This is a genomic window from Glaciimonas sp. OK215 (assembly GCF_057787885.1).
In genome coordinates this window covers 3,436,109-3,451,165 of sequence record NZ_CM173544.1, presented here as the reverse complement: position 1 = coordinate 3,451,165, position 15,057 = coordinate 3,436,109, and the positions used below count along the sequence as shown (strand labels likewise).

14 protein-coding genes are annotated in these 15,057 nt (G+C 59.4%); 11 read left to right on the top strand and 3 right to left on the bottom strand.

The genetic code is table 11. The annotated features are described in order from the left end of the window. Window positions 1–7 precede the first annotated feature (7 nt). The gene (locus AC3CHX_RS15760; RefSeq protein WP_488628987.1) at window positions 8–1,318 is read left to right on the top strand and encodes a homoserine dehydrogenase; all 1,311 of its coding nucleotides are present in this window, start codon (window positions 8–10) and stop codon (window positions 1,316–1,318) included. Between the two features lie 17 nt (window positions 1,319–1,335). Here the strand turns inward: AC3CHX_RS15760 and hutG are convergent, their stop codons facing one another. Continuing rightward, on the bottom strand, window positions 1,336–2,169 hold the full coding sequence (gene hutG, locus AC3CHX_RS15755) for an N-formylglutamate deformylase (protein ID WP_488628986.1): 834 nt from the start codon (window positions 2,167–2,169) through the stop codon (window positions 1,336–1,338). Window positions 2,170–2,226: 57 nt separating this feature from the next. Then, window positions 2,227–3,237 (bottom strand): LysR family transcriptional regulator, encoded by a 1,011-nt coding sequence (locus tag AC3CHX_RS15750; RefSeq protein ID WP_488628985.1) that lies wholly within the window; start codon window positions 3,235–3,237, stop codon window positions 2,227–2,229. 159 nt (window positions 3,238–3,396) lie between these two features. On the opposite strand from AC3CHX_RS15750, the gene AC3CHX_RS15745 reads away from it, so the two are divergent. Genes AC3CHX_RS15745 through AC3CHX_RS15730 form a run of 4 tightly spaced genes read left to right on the top strand, consistent with a single transcriptional unit; the run spans window position 3,397 to window position 6,927 of the window. Beyond that, on the top strand, window positions 3,397–4,581 hold the full coding sequence (locus AC3CHX_RS15745; protein ID WP_488628984.1) for an NAD(P)/FAD-dependent oxidoreductase: 1,185 nt from the start codon (window positions 3,397–3,399) through the stop codon (window positions 4,579–4,581). A 26-nt stretch (window positions 4,582–4,607) separates the two neighbouring features. After that, window positions 4,608–5,357, top strand: coding sequence for an electron transfer flavoprotein subunit beta/FixA family protein (locus AC3CHX_RS15740; RefSeq protein ID WP_488628983.1), 750 nt, complete (start codon window positions 4,608–4,610; stop codon window positions 5,355–5,357). A 26-nt stretch (window positions 5,358–5,383) separates the two neighbouring features. Next, window positions 5,384–6,334: an electron transfer flavoprotein subunit alpha/FixB family protein gene (locus tag AC3CHX_RS15735; RefSeq protein WP_488628982.1), complete on the top strand. Its 951-nt coding sequence runs from the start codon at window positions 5,384–5,386 to the stop codon at window positions 6,332–6,334. Next, the gene (locus AC3CHX_RS15730) at window positions 6,331–6,927 is read left to right on the top strand and encodes a HutD/Ves family protein (RefSeq protein WP_488628981.1); all 597 of its coding nucleotides are present in this window, start codon (window positions 6,331–6,333) and stop codon (window positions 6,925–6,927) included. Before AC3CHX_RS15735 ends, AC3CHX_RS15730 begins: the two co-directional genes overlap by 4 nt. A 15-nt stretch (window positions 6,928–6,942) precedes the next feature. Here the strand turns inward: AC3CHX_RS15730 and AC3CHX_RS15725 are convergent, their stop codons facing one another. Continuing rightward, window positions 6,943–7,551 (bottom strand): helix-turn-helix domain-containing protein, encoded by a 609-nt coding sequence (locus AC3CHX_RS15725; RefSeq protein ID WP_488628980.1) that lies wholly within the window; start codon window positions 7,549–7,551, stop codon window positions 6,943–6,945. Between the two features lie 160 nt (window positions 7,552–7,711). Here AC3CHX_RS15725 and glnT point away from each other — a divergent pair, with 160 nt between their 5' ends. The 6 genes from glnT (at window position 7,712) to AC3CHX_RS15695 (ending at window position 15,043) form a co-directional block, all read left to right on the top strand. After that, window positions 7,712–9,040 carry a type III glutamate--ammonia ligase gene (gene glnT / locus AC3CHX_RS15720; RefSeq protein ID WP_488628979.1) on the top strand — a complete coding sequence of 443 codons (1,329 nt, stop codon included), beginning with the start codon at window positions 7,712–7,714 and terminating at the stop codon, window positions 9,038–9,040. Between the two features lie 36 nt (window positions 9,041–9,076). Beyond that, a complete protein-coding gene (locus AC3CHX_RS15715) occupies window positions 9,077–9,970 on the top strand; it encodes a class II glutamine amidotransferase (protein ID WP_488628978.1) in 894 nt (297 codons plus the stop codon). After that, the gene (locus AC3CHX_RS15710) at window positions 9,958–10,650 is read left to right on the top strand and encodes a protein glxC (RefSeq protein WP_488628977.1); all 693 of its coding nucleotides are present in this window, start codon (window positions 9,958–9,960) and stop codon (window positions 10,648–10,650) included. Before AC3CHX_RS15715 ends, AC3CHX_RS15710 begins: the two co-directional genes overlap by 13 nt. Next, window positions 10,651–11,985 carry an FMN-binding glutamate synthase family protein gene (locus AC3CHX_RS15705; RefSeq protein WP_488628976.1) on the top strand — a complete coding sequence of 445 codons (1,335 nt, stop codon included), beginning with the start codon at window positions 10,651–10,653 and terminating at the stop codon, window positions 11,983–11,985. It begins immediately after the preceding gene. 334 nt (window positions 11,986–12,319) lie between these two features. Then, window positions 12,320–12,778 (top strand): (2Fe-2S)-binding protein, encoded by a 459-nt coding sequence (locus AC3CHX_RS15700; RefSeq protein ID WP_488628975.1) that lies wholly within the window; start codon window positions 12,320–12,322, stop codon window positions 12,776–12,778. A 105-nt stretch (window positions 12,779–12,883) separates the two neighbouring features. Then, entirely contained in the window at window positions 12,884–15,043 is a 2,160-nt protein-coding gene (locus AC3CHX_RS15695) for a xanthine dehydrogenase family protein molybdopterin-binding subunit (protein ID WP_488644837.1), read from the top strand. Window positions 15,044–15,057: the final 14 nt, after the last annotated feature.

Genomic DNA, 15,057 nt, shown 5'->3' with positions numbered 1-15,057 from the left:
AGAGATTATGAAATCCATCAAGGTAGGTTTGCTTGGCATAGGCACGGTCGGTTCCGGCACGTTCGACGTATTGAAGCGTAATCAGCACGAGATTGCTGCACGTGCCGGACGCGGCATTGAAATTACGATGGTGGCCGATCTCAACATCGAGCGCGCCAAGGAATTGACGCACGGCACAGTCGAAGTGGTCAATGACGCCAACCTGGTGGTCGACAACCCTGACATCGACATTGTCATCGAACTCATCGGCGGCTATGGCATCGCCAAGGATCTGGTGCTGAAGGCGATCGCCAACGGCAAGCATGTGGTCACCGCCAACAAAGCGCTGATAGCAACGCATGGCAACGAGATTTTCAAGGCCGCTCAGGAAAAAGGCGTGATCGTTGCGTTTGAGGCGGCTGTCGCCGGCGGCATTCCCATCATCAAGGCGCTGCGTGAAGGGTTGACCGCCAATCGCATCGAGTGGATCGCTGGCATCATCAACGGCACGACCAACTTCATTCTGTCGGAAATGCGCGACAAGGGACTGGACTTTGAAGCCGTGCTGAAAGAAGCGCAACGGCTGGGTTACGCCGAAGCGGATCCGACTTTCGATATCGAAGGGGTGGACGCGGCACACAAGTTGACCATCATGGCCGCGATTGCTTTCGGTATTCCAGTGCAATTCGACAAGGCGCATGTCGAAGGCATCACCAAGCTGCAAGCGACCGATATTCGCTACGCCGAACAACTCGGCTATCGCATCAAGCTGCTGGGCATCACCAAACGTACCGACGCCGGGATCGAGTTGCGCGTCCATCCGACGCTGGTGCCGGCCAGTCGCCTGATCGCCAACGTCGAAGGTGCGATGAATGCGGTGCTGGTGCGTGGCGACGCGGTGGGCGAAACGCTGTATTACGGCAAGGGCGCCGGTGCAGAGCCGACCGCTTCGGCGGTGATCGCGGATCTGGTCGATATTACGCGCCTGGCAACCGCAGACCCCGAGCATCGGGTGCCGCATCTGGCATTCCAGCCGGATGCGATGACCGATATACAGATTCTGCCGATGGCTGAAATCACCACCAGCTACTATTTGCGCTTGCGTGTGACGGATAAGCCGGGCGTGCTGGCCGATGTGACGCACATCCTGGCTGAATCGTCGATTTCCATCAATGCCTTGCTGCAAAAAGAGCCGGCTGAAGGCGAAACGCGCACCGACATCATCATCCTGACGCACCAGACCCAGGAGAAGAACGTCGAAGCCGCGATTGCAAAAATCGAAGCACTGGCGACAGTGGTCGGCAAGGTCACCAGGATTCGCCTGGAAGAGCTGCACTAAACGGGTTGATAGCCGCGCTATCCCGACAGAGGCCAGCCATCGCTGGCCTCTTTTGCTATTGGCGTGTACTTGATCATCGTTTTCACAAGAGCGCGCAACAGCGGAATCAATGCCGCCGCCCGGCTGTGATCGAGCAGGTAAGGAGCTTGTTCTTGCATGTAGCAGCGGAATCCCATCTCCAGTTGGACCGCATGGATGCCGTCCTGCGGTTGGCCATAATGACGCGTGATGTAGCCACCCTTGAAGCGGCCGTCGGCAACATGCGAGAACGCCGTCTGCGCCTCAAGCGCTGCGACCAGCGCCGCGCGCAAGGCCGGTGCGCAACTGCTGCCTGCCGCAGTGCCCAAATTGAGATCGGGCAATTGGCCCTCGAATAACCATGGCAACACCGAGTTGATGCTATGGCCGTCGAATAGTACAGCGTATCCATGCTGATTTTTCAGGCGCGCCAGTTCTGTCGACAATGCGTCGTGATACGGCTGCCAATAAGTGTCGCGCCGACGCGCAATCTCCTCCGTATCGGGCGCCTGTCCTTCCCGATACAGGGATGCGCCGGAAAAAAAATGCGTCGGACACAGTTCCGTGTTGTTCGCGCCGGCATACATTGGTGTGTTCTCAGGCGGCCGGTTAAGGTCGATCAGGTAGCGCGAATAACGTGGGACCAGCATGCTTGCGCCGAGTTCTTTGGCGAAACCGTACAAGGTTTCGAGATGCCAGTCGGTATCTTCTACGGCAAGGGCTTGAGCGACATAACGCGCTTGCTGATCTGGGGGAATCACGGTCCCCACATGCGGCAGGCTGATCAGCAGCGGCACGCTGCCTTGATGAAAGGTATAAGTTGATGCGGTCATGCCTTATTCTCCCGGTCAATCATTTCAACGTAGCACTGCATGCGGCAGATGCCATTTTCATGCCTGTTTTTCGCCCGACCACGTCAATACATCGGCGGGTAATCCGGGCATGATCCGATGGATGGCGGGCGCGGTATCGTGCTCGAGCACCCATTGCGTCACGCGGGTGATCTCATCGTCGAGGCGAGCGTACTCATCCGCGCGGCTTAACAGAAAAAAGTTGCGCCGCCCAAGCCCTGACACCGGCAAGGGCAACACTGTCACTGAATCGAGATACTGGCGCGACTGCCACAGGCACAGCGGCGTACTCAACGCCCAGCCCAGACCGGCCGAGACCAGGCTCAGCAATGGGTCGGTTGCATCGAATTCGAAGCGGCGCGCTGCGTTGATGCCGATATGTCGCAAGAAGCGTTCAATCTGCTGACCAATGACTGAGCGCTGGCTGTAGCGCACTAGCGGCAGTTCGCCGACCAGCGCCGCAAGGTCCCGCACCGACGCCATTGCACGTACCGCATGCTGGCGTGGAAATACGGCGACCCAAGCCTCTGAAAACAGCGGGCGCTGACTGATGCGCGGATCGTCGATATGGGTATCGGTGCAGATTGCCATGTCCAGTTCCCGTGCCTGCAATTGCGCGCTGAGTGCCGGCGTCAGGCCCGACCACATCTGTATCTCGCGTGCCGACTCGGACAGCGCCCGGATCAGTTGCGGTCCCACCGTTGCCGCGAACGAATCCACACATCCCAGACGGATGTGCGGGTAGTCCTGCCGACTCATGGCGCTGACCTTTTCCGTCAATGCCCTGGCGCTGCTCAAGAGCGCGTTGGCCAATTCCAGCAACACCTGTCCGGCGCGGGTCGGCGCAGCCGGCCTGGTGTCCCGATCGAACAAGCGCGCGCCCAAGTCCAGCTCAAGTGCCTTGATCATTTGGCTGACTGCGCTCTGGCTGATGCCAAGACGTTGCGCAGCCAGCGCCATCGAGCCCGCTGCGCAGACTGTGACGAACGCTTCCAGAGTGCGCAGGTCGGGCAAGGTTTTGATTGGACGTTGGCTTGGTGGATGGGTCATTGGATGCTCGCTATGGAATTGATTCTGCTGGGAAGTGTCGCTGACAGATGGAGAAGTTTAAAAACTTAAGTATTGCATTAAATTTACTTAAGTTGAAGGCCGGTCGTGGCATGCATCCTATTCTTGGCCTCACTTCTGATGCAATTTGAAAGGCAATCCATGGAAAGCTATGACGTAATCGTGATCGGCGCCGGGGTCATCGGCAGTTCGGTGGCCTACCATCTGGCGCAGCTCGGTGCCGGCCGCGTGCTGGTTCTGGACCGTACCCAAATCGGGGCTGGAACGACCTCGCAATCCTCCGGCATTTTGCGTACCCACTATTCCGTGAAAGAAAATGTCGAGCTGGCTAAGGCGTCGTGGGGTGTTTTCAAGGATTTCGCAAATTACCTGGGCGACGAGGAATACTCCGCCGGCCTGGTGAAATGCGGTTACCTGATCGCTGCACCGGAAGGCCCGAAGCTGTCGCCGCTGCGCGCTGCGCTGGCGGCACAGCAAGCCATGGGCATCGAAGTGAAGCTACTGGACCAGCAGGAGGCGCGCGAACGCCTGCCTATTGCACGTCTGGATGACGCCGCGTTGATCGGTTATGAGCCGGAAGCCGGTTTTGCCGATGCGTATCTGGTGGCGACCGGCTTTGCCCGTGCCGCCCGCCGCCTGGGTGTCAAAATCATGGAAGGCGTCGAGGTGGAGCGCTTGCTGGTCGGAGACGGCAAGGTGATCGGCGTCGACACTTCGCAGGGGCGTTTCCTTAGCCGGACGGTCATCAGTACCCAGAATATCTGGGCGCGCGATCTAGAAAAGTGGACCGGTATCCCGTCGCCGGTAGCGGCCGAACGGCACAGTGTCCTGGCGTTGGAAGGGCCGGAACCCTACACGTTTGCGATGCCGGTCTTCAAGGATCTCGGCTCGCCGGGCATGCTGTACTGCCGTAGCTACGGCGGCAATCAGATGCTGGTCAGTGAAGGCATTGTCGGAGAAACCCTGGCGCAGCCGGACAATGAGCAGGGCGATATTTCCCTGGACTACATCGTTGAAGTCGGAGAGCAGGTTGCGCAACGTTTTCCAAGTTACGAAACGGCAGGCCTCGCATCTTCCTGGACCGGTGTATATGACGTGACGCCTGACTGGAATCCGGTGCTCGGCCGCGTCCATGACGTCCAGGGATTGATCGTCGGCTACGGATTTTCCGGCCATGGGTTCAAGCTGTCGCCGGGTGTGGGCCGGGTCCTGGCCCAGGAAGCGCTGGGATTGACTACCGATGTACCGCTGGCTCCTTATTCGCTGGAGCGCTTCCGGACCGGGAAGATGCTGGTGGGCAAATACGGTCTCGGTGCCGTTTCCTGATTTGCAACTTTATTTGGAGCTTCAACATGCACATTCTGGTTCCTGTTAAACGGGTGATCGATTACAACGTCAAGGTTCGCGTCAAGCGCGACGGTTCCGGCGTGGAAACAAGCGGCGTCAAGATGTCGATGAATCCGTTTGACGAAGTCGCGGTCGAACAAGCGATCCGTCTGCGCGAGCGGGGTTTGGCCAGCAAGGTCACGGTGGTCACCTGCGGCCCGGCGTTGGCGCAAGATGTATTGCGCACGGCGCTGGCACTCGGTGCCGATGCGGCGCTGCTGGTGGACCACGCGACCCCTCTCGATTCACTCGCCGTAGCGAAGATTCTTCAAGCCCTGGTGCAGCGCGAGCAGGTCGCGCTGGTGTTGTGCGGCAAGCAGGCCATCGATGATGACCTTGGCGCCACCGGGCCGATGCTGGCGGCCTTGCTCGACTGGCCGCAAGCCACATCGGTGAATGGCATCGGCATTACAGGCGACAAAATACACGCTACCTGTGACGGTGACCACGGCCTTGAACAAGTCGAACTCGATGTTCCTGCCGTGTTGAGCGTCGATCTGCGCTTGTGTGACCCGCGCATCATTACGCTGCCAAACATGATGCGCGCAAAAAAAGCGCCGATAACGATCCTGACGCTCGATGACTTGAAACTGTCGGTCGAGGCAGGAAGTGAAATGACGGCAATGGAAGAACCGCCGGTGCGGCAACCGGGTGTGGTGTTGTCCGATGTCGACACCTTGATCGCGTGTTTGCGTCCTTTGCTTGTCCCGCAATAAAACCGCCTGATGCGATTGGAGTTGTTATGAAAGCCTTAGTGATTGCTGCACATAACCAGCAGCAGCTTGACGCAAACACCGCCAGACTGGTCGGCGCTGCGCGCCAACTGACCGATGACGTGCATGTGTTGGTCATGGGTAGCGCCTGTGCCGCAATAGCAGAGCAAGCGGCGCTGATCGAGGGTGTCGGCAAGGTGCTGCTGGCCGATGCGCCGCAATTCAATGATCTGGTGGCGGAAACGGCGGCAAGCCAGGTGCACGCCTTGATGCAGGATTACCGTTTCGTGCTTTCGCATCACAGCACGCTCGGACGTGCGGCGCTGCCGCGCCTGGCTGCCTTGTGCGACGGAACCTTCTTCGCTGACGTCGTTGCCATCGCGCCCGGCGAACTGTTTGCGCGGCCGATGTATGCCGGCGGTGTGATCGCCAAAGTACGGCCCCTGGCCGAGAAGGTTCTGTTCACCGTGCGCAGCACGGCGTTTGTTGCGGCCGGTGCCGCGGCACTGGCTTGTCCGGTAGAACCGGTAGCAGCCGTTGCCGCCTACGCAAAAAGCCGTCTGCTGGGGCGCGAGGCGTCGTTGAGCAGCCGTCCCGATCTGACCCGCTCGCGGGTCGTAGTGGGCGTGGGCCGCGGCATCGGCGGACTGGAGCACATGCCTCTGGTCGAGTCCTTCGCAGACCAGCTTGGGGCCGCTCTGGGCGCGTCGCGGGCGGCGGTGGACGCCGGTTTTGCGTCGAACGCTATTCAGATCGGTCAAACCGGCAAAACGGTGGCGCCGGATGTCTACATGGCATTTGGCATTTCGGGCGCCATCCAGCATTTGGCCGGCATCAAGGATGCCAAAGTGATCGTTGCCGTCAACAAGGACGCGGACGCGCCGATCTTTGCCGTCGCCGACTACGGACTGGTGGGCGATCTGTTCGAGGTATTGCCGCGCCTGGCCACAGGCCTGTCGTCGGCAGAGGCAGGCCGATGAATATCAGGGCGATCACTGCCGGCTGGCAGAAATTTCGCCTGAATGCGCTGTCGGCGGAGCCGTGGCGGAATGGCGGCGGGGTCACGCGCACCATCGCCGCCGATGAGGGGGAAAGTGACTTCACCTGGCGCGTGAGCGCTGCCGATATCACGCAAAGCGGCCCATTTTCGGTATTCCCGGGCATCGATCGCGCTGCCGTAATGATCCGTGGTCAAGGTTTGTCGCTGTGCGGCGAAGCGCTGCAAGTGGCGCTGCGGCAGACCGGTGATCTGGCGGAGTTTCCCGGCGATGCGCTGATGCGGGCGTCTCTGGGCAGCGGCCCGGTCAGCTTATGGAACGTCATGACCAGGCGTGGGGCAGCGCGCTGTGTGCTGGAGCTTCGGACTAACCGGGCACTCGACGTTGATGGCGCACCGCATATCTGTATGGTGCTGAATGGTGGATTTAATTTGCTGATGGCAGGCAGCATCGCCTGCGAGCTGCAGGCCGGAGATGGCATCGTCGTCCGCACCGGCATGCCGCATCTGCAACTGTTGCCAACCGGATCCGGGGATACATTGATTTCTACCCGCATCGCGTTATGCCGTGCCTGATATCGCGCAAGCTGATCAGAAGTTGTCGCCGGGCGTCGGATATACCGTGATCGACAGGAAGCGCAGCGGCAGTTTGAGCAAACGCTCGGGGCCATGCGGAATGTCGGCCCGGAAGGTAAAGGAATCGCCTGGTTGCAGAAGGTAGGTCTGGGTACCGTGGCGATATTCGATTTCTCCTTCAAGCATGTAGAGAAATTCGGTTCCCTCGTGCTCGAACGTAGGGAATATTTCCGACTCGTCGTCCATCGTGATCAGGAAAGGCTCAAACAGTTTCACCGGTCCCTGATCATAGGCGAGCAGGTGATAGGTATGGCCGCGTTTGGTGCCTCGTCTCACCACTTCCATGCCTTCGCCATTCTTGATCAGCTGCGCCGAGCCTTCCGGTATGTCGTATTGCCGGAACAGGGCCGACATCGACACTCCCAGCGCCTTCGCCACGCGTGTCAGCGTTTCCAGACTGGCTGAGGTTTGTCCATTCTCTATCTTCGACAACATGCTGCGGCTGATATCGGTGCGTTCGGCGATGTCAGCGATCGTGAGATTGTGTTTCAGGCGCAGTGCATGAATCGTATTTCCTACATAGCGCGTCACTGATTGGTCGCTAGTGTGAGTCTCTTTTTCCATGGGTTTTCTCATTTTTCGAATACCGAGATGATACCTCAAAATTGAAATTAGTGAATGTGGTGAAAATTAGTTGACCAGGGTGAATTCTAAGTTCATAGTATTCACTAATATTTCTTGAAAGTGGATTTTTACTTAACGCGTGAAAATGGGAGAGATGCAAATGAACCAAGAGCAGGCGAAAGCGTTTTTTGAAGAGCACCAGGTGAAGTTTGTGCTCGCCCAGTTTGTCGACATTCACGGCGCGGCAAAGACCAAGGCAATTCCGGTGAAGCATTTCGGCGATATCCTGAAAAATGGCGCCGGTTTTGCCGGTTTTGCTATTTGGGGCATGGGCATCGATCCGCATGGGCCGGACTATATGGCGGTCGGCGATCTGTCGACCTTGTCGCTGCTGCCATGGCAGCCGGGCTTCGCGCGCATCGTCTGCAACGGGCACGTCAACAAGAGGCCGCACCAGATCGATTCCCGCGTGGTCCTGCTCAAGCAGGTGGCGCGTCTCAAGGAGCGCGGCTGGATTCTGAATACAGGGCTGGAGCCGGAATTTTCACTGCTGCGCAAAGACGAGAAGGGCGCCATTCACCCGTTCGACGAAACCGATACGCTGGCCAAGGCGGGATACGACTACAAGGGCTTGAGCCGCACCAGCGCCTATCTGGAAAAACTGGTCGCGGCGTTGCAGCAATGCAATATCGACGTGTTCCAGATCGATCATGAAGACGCCAACGGCCAGTTCGAAGTCAACTATACCTACAGCGAGTGCCTGAAATCGGCCGACGATTTCATCATGTTCAAGATGGCGGCCTCTGAAATTGCCAACGCGATGGGCATGATCTGCTCGTTCATGCCGAAGCCGTTTGCCAATCGTCCCGGGAACGGCCTGCATTTCCACATGTCGCTGTCGGACGGGGATTCCAATCTGTTTGCCGACAAGGCCGACAAGCGTGGCCTGGGCTTGTCCAGGCTGGCGTATCAGTTCACGGCCGGCTTGCTGGCACACGCGCCGGCGCTCACCGCATTTTGTGCACCGACCGTCAATTCGTACAAGCGCCTGGTGGTCGGCCGTTCGCTGAGCGGGGCGACCTGGGCGCCGGCTTATGTGAGTTATGGCAACAATAATCGCTCGTGCATGGTCCGGATTCCGGAAGGGCGGATTGAATTGCGCCTGCCTGACGGCGCGTGTAATCCGTACCTGGCGACTGCCGCCATCATTGCCGCCGGACTGGATGGGATCGACCGCCAACTGGATCCGGGTGATCCGAACAACTTCAATTTGTACGATCTGTCAGCGGGAGAGTTGGCAGAGAAGGGCATTGCCACCTTGCCGCAGAGCTTGTTTGAGGCGGTCACGGCGCTGGAAGCCGATCAGACCTTATGCGAGACCCTGGGGCCGGTAGTCCAGGAATTCGTCAAGCTCAAGAAGATGGAAAGCGTTGAATACATGCGCCATGTTTCTGAATGGGAAGTGGCAAATTACATCGAGTTTTTTTAACCCGTCGAGTTCGTCAGCAGAAAAGGGGAAGCAAATATGTGTGGAATAGTTGGACTATTGATCAAGAAGCCGTCCATGCGCGAGCGCCTTGGCGAGTTGCTCATGCCGATGATGCTGGGCATGACAGAGCGTGGACCGGATTCGGCCGGACTGGCGGTCTACACCGAGCAGTCGCGGGATGGGCTGAAATACAGTTTGTTCTGCAATGCCGAAGGCTTTGTGTGGGAACGCTTCATGCTGGATTTCGAGAAGCAGTTCGGCCGCAAGCAGGCGCTGGTGCAGAAGGGAAACCACGTGATCCTGGTGTCCAGTCTGCTGCCCGAAGTGCTCAAAAAATGGCTGAGCGAGCATTATCCGCAGGTTGACTATTTGTCTGCGGGCCAACGGATTGACGTCTACAAAGACATCGGCACACCGGCGCAGGTGGCCGAGCGCTATCAGTTCAGCAAACTGAAAGGCAGCCACGCCATCGGACATACCCGGATGGCGACGGAATCCGCCGTGACCCCGAATCGGGCACACCCGTTCAATGCCGGCGAAGACTTTTGCCTGGTGCACAACGGTTCCTTGTCGAATGCGCATGACCTGCGCCGCAAGCTGGAACCGCAAGGCATCCATTTCGATACCGACAACGACACCGAGGCGGCCTGCCGTTTCCTGGAGTGGCGCATGCGTGAAGGCGATACCTTGTCGGCCGCCATTAACAAGGGCTTCGACGCACTGGACGGTTTTTACACCTTCCTGATCGGTACCGAAAAAGCGATGGCCCTGGTGCGCGATCCATTCGCCTGCAAACCTGCCGTGGTCGCGGAAACCGACGACTACGTCGCGATTGCATCCGAGTTTCATGCCCTCGCTCATTTGCCCAATGTTAAAAACGCCAGGATTTATGAGCCTGCGCCGAAGGAGATTTACGTATGGACAGTTTAAATTTCGATCTCAAGGAGACTACGCTGCGCGAAGTCAATCACTACCTGCATAACGACATTGCCGGCACTGACGTCAAATCGGTCAGGATCGTCAATCCCGACGGCGCGCACAGTATCGCCGCCGGCCTGAACCTGCCGATCGAAGTGGAAATCGACGGCCATGCAGGCTATTACGCCGCCGGCATGAATCAGCTGGCGAAGGTCACGGTGACCGGCAGCGTGGGTACCGGGGTGGCCGAGAACATGATGAGCGGCACCGTGCACGTCAAAGGCTTTGCTTCGAATGCAGCTGGCGCCACGGCCAATGGCGGCTTGCTGATCATCGACGGCGATGCCGGCCTGCGTTGCGGCATTTCGCTGAAGGGCGCCGATATTGTGGTCGGCGGTTCGGTCGGGAGTTTTTCCGCATTCATGGCGCAAGCGGGCAACCTGGTTATTTTGGGTGATGCGGGCGAAGCCTTGGGCGATTCAATCTACGAGGCACGCATCTTCGTGCGCGGCACCGTCCAGAGCCTGGGCGCCGATTGCGAACAAAAGGAAATGGGTGCGGACGAGCGCGCCATTCTGCTCGGCTTGCTGCAAAAAGCCGGTCACATCGATGTCGACCCGAGCGGCTTCCGTTTGTACGGCTCCGCGCGCACCCTCTACAACTTCCACGTTGATAATTCAGGAGCCTACTAAATGAGCGACCAACCTAAAACCCCGCGTACGCTCCCGCGCTTTTCAGCCACTTTCACGCCCGACACCATGGCGGAAATCCGGCGTGCTGCGGCCACCGGCATTTACGATATTCGCGGCGCCGGCGCCAAGCGCAAACTGCCGCATTTTGACGATCTGCTGTTTTTAGGCGCATCGATCAGCCGTTATCCGCTCGAGGGTTATCGTGAAAAATGCGGCACCGATGTCGTGCTCGGATCGCGTTTTGCGAAAAAGCCGATTCACCTGAAAACGCCGGTCACGATCGCCGGCATGAGTTTTGGCTCGTTGTCGGGCGCCGCCAAGGAATCGCTCGGACGCGGCGCCAGCATTGTAGGCACCAGCACCACCACCGGCGATGGCGGCATGACGCAAGAAGAACGCGGACACTCGTCGATTCTGGTGTATCAGTACCTGCCGTCGCGTTACGGCATGAATCCGGATGATTTGCGCAAGGCGGATGCCATCGAAGTCGTGATCGGGCAGGGTGCGAAACCGGGCGGCGGCGGTATGCTGCTGGGCCAGAAGATCACGCCCCGCGTGGCTAAGATGCGCACCCTGCCGGAAGGTATCGACCAGCGTTCGGCGTGCCGGCATCCAGACTGGACCGGTCCCGATGATCTGGCTATCAAGATTGCGGAACTGCGCGAAATTACCGACTGGGAAAAGCCGATTTACGTCAAAGTCGGGGCAACCCGCCCGTACTACGATACCGCGCTCGCAGTCAAAGCCGGCGCCGACGTGGTGGTGCTGGACGGCATGCAGGGCGGTACTGCCGCGACCCAGGAAGTATTCATCGAGCATGTGGGCATCCCGATTCTCGCTGCAATCCGTCCTGCGGTGCAGGCGCTGCGCGACTTGAACATGCACCGTAAAGTGCAGTTGATTGTCTCCGGCGGCATCCGCAATGGGGCTGACGTCGCCAAGGCACTCGCACTCGGTGCCGACGCAGTGGCGATAGGCACCGCCGCGCTGATTGCGCTGGGCGACAACGATCCCAGCCATGAAGCTGAATATCAGGCGCTCGGCACGACGGCCGGTGCCTACGACGACTGGCATGAAGGTCGTGACCCTGCCGGCATCACGACGCAGGATCCGGTGCTGTCGGCAAGACTCGACCCGGTCAAGGCCGGTCGCCGCCTCGCCAACTTCGTGTCGGTGATGACCATGGAAGCGCAGGTGATCGCGCGTGCCTGCGGCAAGTCGCACCTGCACAATCTGGAGCCGGAAGATCTGGTGGCGTTGACGGTAGAAGCGGCGGCCATGACGCAGGTACCTTTGGCCGGCACCGATTGGATTCCCGGGCTGTCGAAATACTAATTAACTGCGGGGTCTTTGACCCCGCAGTGACATTCAGGGTATCCGCTTACGTTACAAGTGTTCCAGAGGCGCAACCATCGTCCGCCGCCACCATCGTGCCGGCGGGAGAAAATCCATCGATTTCTTTCCCTCCAATCCAACTGGACTGACTACTGGCCCGGCATTCGGACAAGCGCGCCGGATCAGGCAATAATCCAGCAGGATCAGGCATTGTCGTTCTTCCCCTGTGGCTTTAATCTTGCTGTGTCGTGCAATCTTGCGTCGTCGCCTTGCGCTCGCAACAAGGTCTTCACCTACGCGCAATGCACTCTTCAACCAACCGAAAGAGGAACCCATGGTCAGCCTGAACATCAACGGCAAGGATACGCAAATCGACGCTCCCGCCGACATGCCTTTGTTATGGGCGTTACGCGATGTTGCCAACCTCACCGGCACCAAATTCGGTTGCGGCATGGCACTCTGCGGCGCTTGTACCGTCCATCTGGACGGCACCGCGACCCGCTCTTGCGTCACCCCGATCTCGGCCGCAGCCGGAAAAAAAATCACTACCATAGAAGGCGTTGATGCGGGCAAGGTGGGACAGGCGGTACAGGCGGCGTGGCGCAAGCTGGACGTGGTGCAATGCGGTTACTGCCAGTCCGGGCAAATCATGTCCGCGGTATCGCTGCTGAGCCAGAACAAGCGGCCGACGGATGCCGATATCGATTCTGCCATGAGCGGAAATATCTGCCGTTGTGCCACCTACGTACGCATCCGTGCGGCGATTCACGAAGCCGCCAAGACGCTGGCATAACAGGAGACCCTGATGAAATCCATCGATCGCGCTTTCCCAGCTGTATCGTCCGGCCCAGAGAATAGCCGTCATCCGCCTATCGCCAACGTCAGCCGTCGCCGCTTCATGCAAGCAAGCGGCGGCCTCGTATTAGGCCTGCAGCTCGGTGCGCTGATGGCCGCCACCGGCACTGCTGCCGTGTTTGAACCGAATGCCTTCGTTCAGATCGGCAGCGATGGCATTGTCACGATTATTGCCAAGCACCTGGAAATGGGGCAGGGCGTGTATACCGGCCTGGCCACCTTGGCTGCGGAGGAACTCGACGCCGACTGGAGCCGGGTCCGGGTCGAAGGCGCGCCGGCTGATGTCGCGCGTTACAAGAACAATGCATTCGGTTTGCAAGGCACCGGCGGCAGCACTTCGATCGCCAACTCTTACGAGCAAATGCGCAAGGCTGGCGCAACGGCGCGCGCGATGCTGGTTGCGGCGGCGGCGGCCAAATGGCAAGTGGCGCCGCACAGTATTACCGTCAGTAACGGCGTGCTGCGGCATGCCGCATCCGGGCGTCAGGCCGGTTTCGGCGAACTGGCCGCCGCAGCGGCGGCGCAACCGGTGCCGACCGACGTCCAACTGAAAGCGCCGAAAGATTTCAAACTGATCGGCAACGCCAGATTGCCGCGCATCGATAGCCAGGCAAAGACCAATGGCACGGCGATGTTTACGCAGGACATCAAGCTGCCCGGCATGCTGGTAGCGGTGCCGTTGCATCCGAGCCGCTTCGGCGCGACGGTTAAAAGCGTCGATGCCAGCAAGGCCAAGGCCATTCCCGGTGTGGTACAGGTGGTGCAGTTCGCCGGCACGCCGCACAGCTTTGCCGGTGTTGCCGTGCTGGCGACCAATACCTGGGCCGCCCGTCAGGGACGCGATGCGCTCAAAGTGGAGTGGGACGAAAGCCAGGCCTACAGACAGGGATCGGCCGAAATCCTGGCGCAGTATCGCGCAGCGGTGGCGCGTCCCGGCATGATCGCCAACAAGGTCGGCGACGTCGACGCGGCACTGGCCAAGCCCGCCAAACTGATTGAAGCCGACTACGAGGTGCCGTTCCTGGCGCATGCATCGATGGAGCCGTTGAACTGTCTGGTGCAGCTCGGCGACGGCACCTGCGAAATCTGGAATGGAGAACAGTTTCAGACCACAGACCAGGCGGCAGTCGCCAAGTTGTTGGGCCTGACAGCGGACCGGGTCAAGATCAACCAACTATATGCCGGCGGTAGTTTCGGCCGCCGCGCCAATCCGCATGCGGACTATTTGCTGGAAGCGGTTGCGATTGCCAAAGCCGCGCGCGAGCAGGGCGTCAAGGGCCCGGTCAAAATGGTCTGGATGCGCGAAGACGATACGCGCGGCGGTTATTACCGTCCGCTGAACCTGCACCGGGCGCGGCTGGCGCTGGATGCGCAGGGGCGTTTGCTGGCCTGGCATGTCAGGCTGGCCGGACAATCGATCATGCATGGCACGGGATTCGAGGGCATGGTCAAGAACGGCATCGACCCGACCTCGGTAGAAGGGCAAGCCGACCTGCCTTACGAGGTGCCCAATTTGCAGGTTGAGTTGTACACGCCGAGCGACGTCGGCGTACCGATACAGTGGTTCCGTTCGGTAGGCCATACGCATACCGCTTTTTCATCCGAAGGCCTGATCGACGAAGCGGCGATTGCGGCCGGTAAGGATCCGTTGGCGTTCCGCCTGGCTTTGCTATCCCGGCATCCGCGTCATCGCGGCGTGCTGCAACTGGCAGCGCGCCAGGCAGGTTGGTCCAAACCGCTGGCGGCGGGCGCCAAGGGGGAACGGCGCGGGCGCGGTCTGGCGGTGCACGAGTCATTCAATTCCTTCGTCGCACAGGTAGCCGAAATCACGGTCAAAGCGGATGGCAGTTTCAAGGTCGATCGCATCGTTTGCGCGGTGGATTGCGGACTGACGGTCAATCCGGACGTGATCAAGGCGCAGATCGAAGGCGGCATCGGCTTTGGTCTGGCCGCTGCCCTGCACGGTGCGATCACGCTCAAGGACGGCGTGGTCGAACAATCGAACTTCCATGACTATCAGGTCTTGCGCATCAACGAGATGCCCAGGATCGAGGTACATATCGTGGCATCGGCCGAGAAGCCTAGCGGGGTCGGCGAACCCGGCGTGCCACCGGTGGCGCCTGCGGTCGTGAATGCGATTTTCAACGCGGTCGGCAAACGTTTGCGTAAGCTGCCTGTCGCCGATCAACTGACGAAGACATGACAGGTAGCGCGAAA

Coding starts and splice junctions, on each gene's coding strand:
- AC3CHX_RS15760 (WP_488628987.1), top strand. CDS start 8: ATGAAATCCATCAAGGTAGGTTTGCTTGGCATAGGCACGGTCGGTTCC.
- hutG (WP_488628986.1), bottom strand. CDS start 2,169: ATGACCGCATCAACTTATACCTTTCATCAAGGCAGCGTGCCGCTGCTG.
- AC3CHX_RS15750 (WP_488628985.1), bottom strand. CDS start 3,237: ATGACCCATCCACCAAGCCAACGTCCAATCAAAACCTTGCCCGACCTG.
- AC3CHX_RS15745 (WP_488628984.1), top strand. CDS start 3,397: ATGGAAAGCTATGACGTAATCGTGATCGGCGCCGGGGTCATCGGCAGT.
- AC3CHX_RS15740 (WP_488628983.1), top strand. CDS start 4,608: ATGCACATTCTGGTTCCTGTTAAACGGGTGATCGATTACAACGTCAAG.
- AC3CHX_RS15735 (WP_488628982.1), top strand. CDS start 5,384: ATGAAAGCCTTAGTGATTGCTGCACATAACCAGCAGCAGCTTGACGCA.
- AC3CHX_RS15730 (WP_488628981.1), top strand. CDS start 6,331: ATGAATATCAGGGCGATCACTGCCGGCTGGCAGAAATTTCGCCTGAAT.
- AC3CHX_RS15725 (WP_488628980.1), bottom strand. CDS start 7,551: ATGGAAAAAGAGACTCACACTAGCGACCAATCAGTGACGCGCTATGTA.
- glnT (WP_488628979.1), top strand. CDS start 7,712: ATGAACCAAGAGCAGGCGAAAGCGTTTTTTGAAGAGCACCAGGTGAAG.
- AC3CHX_RS15715 (WP_488628978.1), top strand. CDS start 9,077: ATGTGTGGAATAGTTGGACTATTGATCAAGAAGCCGTCCATGCGCGAG.
- AC3CHX_RS15710 (WP_488628977.1), top strand. CDS start 9,958: ATGGACAGTTTAAATTTCGATCTCAAGGAGACTACGCTGCGCGAAGTC.
- AC3CHX_RS15705 (WP_488628976.1), top strand. CDS start 10,651: ATGAGCGACCAACCTAAAACCCCGCGTACGCTCCCGCGCTTTTCAGCC.
- AC3CHX_RS15700 (WP_488628975.1), top strand. CDS start 12,320: ATGGTCAGCCTGAACATCAACGGCAAGGATACGCAAATCGACGCTCCC.
- AC3CHX_RS15695 (WP_488644837.1), top strand. CDS start 12,884: ATGCAAGCAAGCGGCGGCCTCGTATTAGGCCTGCAGCTCGGTGCGCTG.